1 protein-coding gene is annotated in these 290 nt (G+C 54.5%); it reads right to left on the bottom strand.

Translation table 11 applies throughout. The annotated features are described in order from the left end of the window. Positions 1–65: 65 nt before the first annotated feature. Positions 66–290 (bottom strand): amino acid--tRNA ligase-related protein (locus tag ACX9YW_RS22910; protein WP_460351016.1); only part of this gene is annotated, 225 nt, incomplete at its 5' end.

Raw genomic sequence — 290 nt, forward strand, 5'->3', positions numbered from 1 at the left:
GAGATCGTGTTCCCGTAATAACGCAATTAGTTGGTTTGCTCTCATGTCGTTGCCCCTTTTCGTGATTAGTCGAGTGGCCGCATGGTTGGGAAGAGCATCACGTCACGGATCGAAACGGAGTCGGTCAACAACATGGTCAACCGGTCGATCCCGATACCCAAACCACCAGTAGGCGGCATGCCGTATTCCATGGCTTCCAGATAATCTTCGTCGATTCCGTGGGCTTCTTCGTTTCCGGCACTCCGTTCGGCGTCTTGCGCTTCGAACCGTTGCCGTTGGTCGATCGGGTC

This window comes from Pseudoneobacillus rhizolycopersici, from assembly GCF_054786815.1.